The organism is Pseudomonas extremorientalis, assembly GCF_001870465.1.
GTDB lineage: Bacteria > Pseudomonadota > Gammaproteobacteria > Pseudomonadales > Pseudomonadaceae > Aquipseudomonas > Aquipseudomonas extremorientalis.
Genome location: NZ_MDGK01000039.1, coordinates 1 through 3,680, shown reverse-complemented (window position 1 = coordinate 3,680; position 3,680 = coordinate 1). Strand labels below are relative to the sequence as shown.

2 protein-coding genes and 1 pseudogene are annotated in these 3,680 nt (G+C 64.6%); 2 read left to right on the top strand and 1 reads right to left on the bottom strand.

Going from position 1 to position 3,680, the window contains the following annotated elements:
• Window positions 1–291: 291 nt before the first annotated feature.
• Window positions 292–1,509: pseudogene (locus BFN10_RS30170) on the top strand (PDC sensor domain-containing protein); the annotation flags it as partial.
• A gap of 15 nt (window positions 1,510–1,524) precedes the next feature.
• Window positions 1,525–2,367 (top strand): methyl-accepting chemotaxis protein, encoded by an 843-nt coding sequence (locus tag BFN10_RS30165; protein WP_409996327.1) that lies wholly within the window; start codon window positions 1,525–1,527, stop codon window positions 2,365–2,367.
• Window positions 2,368–2,396: 29 nt separating this feature from the next.
• On the opposite strand, the gene BFN10_RS15980 is transcribed toward BFN10_RS30165, so the two are convergent.
• Window positions 2,397–3,680 (bottom strand): APC family permease (locus BFN10_RS15980; RefSeq protein ID WP_071490486.1); only part of this gene is annotated, 1,284 nt, incomplete at its 5' end.

Below are 3,680 nucleotides of genomic sequence, written 5' to 3'. Positions count from 1 at the left end.
GTTGACCGGGAGAGATACGCTCATGTTGTTGACCTTATTGTATGAGGCAGTCGCTGTTGGATTGGGCCCGATCAAACGGCATCGGTGCCCTCTGGCGTTGTTGTTTTGGTTGCACGCTGAATTTGATCCTATGCCCGCCCCTGAGCCGCTCGCTATCCCAAATCGGTAGCATCCGAAGCGCCGCCCCAAAACAGGTCAAGCCACCCATGGCGTGCCCACAGCGTTTGCCGATTCGGGATAGCCGCTTATCGCGTCCCGCCGCATGCTCGCGTCACCCCGCCCTTCTCCCGGATGCCTTGCGTAGGAACCTCAGCCATGCGTTCAATTCACCTCACCCTCCAATGGCGCATCACCCTGCTGAGCGGGCTGTGCCTGCTGATGGTGGTCGGCGCGCTGATCGGTGCCGGCCTGTACCAGAATCAACAGAGCGCCGATCTGCTCAAGCAGCAGAGCAGTCACCTGCTGGGGCAAGCCGCCGAGGCGCGCCTGCAGGCCCAGGCCGTTGCCCATGGCCAACACGTGGAGCGCTTTTTCAATGACAGCGCCCTGGTAGGCGAAGGGTTCGCCGAGCAGGTCCTGCAACTGCGCGAGCAAACTCTCGAGGGCCGCCTCAGCGCCGCGCAATTGCGCGAAACGCTGGTCAGCGTGACCCGCCAGGCCCTGCTCAAACAGCAGCACGTGCTCGGCCTGTACGTGGTGCTGTTGCCTGGCGCGCTGGCCGGCGCAGACGCCGAGTTTGTCGGGCAACGCGCCCTGGCCGGCAATGAAACCGGGCGCTTTGCGTTGTACTGGTCACAGAGCCTGCCGGGGCAGCTGGTGCAGGATGTGCTGACCGAAGAACAGATCACCGCCAACCATGCGCTCCCCGGCGCCGACCCGGACACCGATTGGTACCGCTGCCCCCAGACGCAACGGCGCACCTGCGTGGTGGAGCCCTACACCAGCCAAGTGGAAGGTCGCGATGTACTGATGAGCAGTATTTCCGTGCCGCTGATCGCCAACGGCCAGGTACTCGGCGTGGTCGGCATGGACGTCAGCCTCGACACCCTGCAAAAGCTCGCCGCCCAGTTGGGCCAGGATTTGTATTCGGGCGCCGGCGAAGTCAGCATCCTGTCGCCCGCCGGCCAGATCGCAGGACGCAGCGGCGCCGTCGCGGGGGACACTGTCGATATCCGCCAGCCCCTGCAGGTGGTGGACGGCAACCCCGGCTGGCACCTGCAAATCAAAGTGCCGCAAGCCCTGGTGCAGGCCCCCGCCCGGCAGATGCAACGCGAGCTGGACAGCAAAAGCCGCGCCGCCAACGGTTTCAACCTTGGCCTGGGCCTGCTCGCCAGCGGCCTGGGTATGCTGCTGATCTGGGTGACCGCCTACGGCGTGACACGCCCACTGCTCAAGATGGTCGAATTGCTGGATGCCATCGTCGAAGGCGACGGCGACCTCACCCAACGCTTGCCCGCCGGGCGGCGCGACGAACTGGGCAGGCTGGCCGGTGGCTTCAACCGCTTCCTGGACACCTTGCAACCGATGATTCGCGCCATTCAAACCGCCGCCCGCGACACCCGCGACAGCGCCGACACCTCCTCGGGGGTTGCCCGCGACGTCAGCACCGGCATGCAACGCCAGTACCGCGAAGTGGAGTTGGCGGCCACCGCCCTGCATGAAATGAGCGCCAGTGCCCAGGAGGTGGCGCGCCACTCCCACAGCGCCGCCGATGCCGCCACCGCCGCCGAAAGCGCGAGCCGATCAGGCCAGGCGGTGTTCGCCACAGCCGAGCGCAGCATCGAGGCCCTCGATCAGCGCCTGGACGCCACCCTCCAGCACGTCACCGCCCTCGCCGACAGCAGCCGCCAGATCGGCCAGGTGCTGGATGTCATCAGCAGCATTGCGCAGCAGACCAACCTGCTGGCGTTGAACGCCGCCATCGAGGCCGCCCGGGCCGGCGAGCAAGGGCGGGGTTTCGCGGTGGTGGCCGATGAGGTCAGGCACTTGGCGAGCAACACCCAACGCTCGGTGGAACAGGTACGCACGGTGATCGAAACGCTGCAACAGCTGAGTGAGGACGTGGTGCACAGCACCCAACTGAGCCGTGATCAAGCCAGCGGCAGCGTGGTCCAGGTGCAACAGACCCGCGCCGCGCTGGCGGATATTTCCCAGGCCGTGGACGTGATCGAACAGATGAACCAACAGATTGCCAGCGCGGCCCTGGAGCAAAGCACAGTGGTGGACGACATCAGCCACCGGGTCAGCGATATCCGAGGCATCAGCGAAACCCTCAGCCAGCGCATGCACGAGGCCTCGAAGGCCAGTGATGCACTGCGCGAAATGGCCAGTCACCAGCAGCAGCTGGTGGGCCATTTCCGTGTTTGACGGGGGAGGAGCCAGCCGCAGGGCACGCCTTAGAGCTTGTGGCTGCCCAACGCCCGGAAGCGTTCCGGCGACGCCTTGCGCAAGCGGGCCGCCAGGTACACACCGCCCAGCAGGGCCAGGGGAATGATTGCGCAGAGGCCATAGGACAGGAGCTGGCTGGCCCCGGTCAGCACATCGAAGTGCACCACCGCCAGCGCCAGCACTGCGAACAGGGCCAGGCAGGAGAAACCGGGGAAAATCCGTGCACGCCAGATCCCCACCTTGAGTTCGGGATGGCGCCGGAAGAACGCCAACACCGCGACGGAAGTCAGCGCCATCAGCAAGATCACGCACAACGTGGCCAGGTTCGACAGCCAGGCGAACAATTGCAGGATCGGGTCGGCATCCATCGCAGCAAAAATCAGCACCACCACTGCAGAAATCAGGCTTTGCAAGGCCGAGCCCATGTGCGGGCTCTGGTGCACACGATGGGTGGTGCCCAGCAGGCTGTGCAGCAACCCATCGCGGCCAATCGCATAGAAGTAACGCGCGGCGGCGTTGTGGAACGCCAGCAGCCCGGCATAGATACTCACCATGAACAGCACGCGGATGACCTGGGTCAGCTGCGGGCCGACAAAATGGTCGGACATGCCGTAGATAAAGGTCGTCGGGTCCTGCAAGGACTGCAACAGCGGCACGATCTTGTCCGCGCCGACGCCCACCACCATCGACCATACCGACAACGCGTAGAACCCGCCGATCAGCAGCACCGAACAGTAGGTGGCAATCGGAATGGTGCGTTGCGGGTTCTTCGCCTCTTCGCCGTAGATGGTCGTGGCCTCGAAGCCGATGAACGCCGCGAAGCAGAACAGCAGGCCAATGGACGGCGTGCCACTGAATACGTGATGGCTGCTGAACGACGCCAGGTTGACGCCACTGTCACCGCCTGACCTGAGGATCGCGAAATCCAGGATCAGGATCGCCAGGTACTCGGCAATCACCACCACCGACAACACCCGCGCCGACAGGTCGATCTTGCGATAGCCCAGTATCGCCACGCTGGCCATCGCCAGCAGCGAGTACGCCCACCACGGCAACTCCAGGCCGAACACACTGGCCATGGTGCCGCTGACCACCCCGCCGAACATGCCATACAAGCCGACCTGCAGGATGTTGTAGGCAAACATCGCCAGCACCCCCGCCGCCCCGCCGGCCAAGCCACCCAGGCCACGGGAGGTAAAGGCATAAAAGCCGCCTGCATTGGTCAGGTGCTTGGACATGGTGGTGTAACCCACCGAGAACGCCAGCAGCACCAGCAGGGCCAGGATCAGCAA

What these genes read in the sequence shown, in the direction of transcription:
- BFN10_RS30165 (WP_409996327.1), top strand. Translation starts at nt 1,525, where the DNA reads ATGATTCGCGCCATTCAAACCGCCGCCCGCGACACCCGCGACAGCGCC.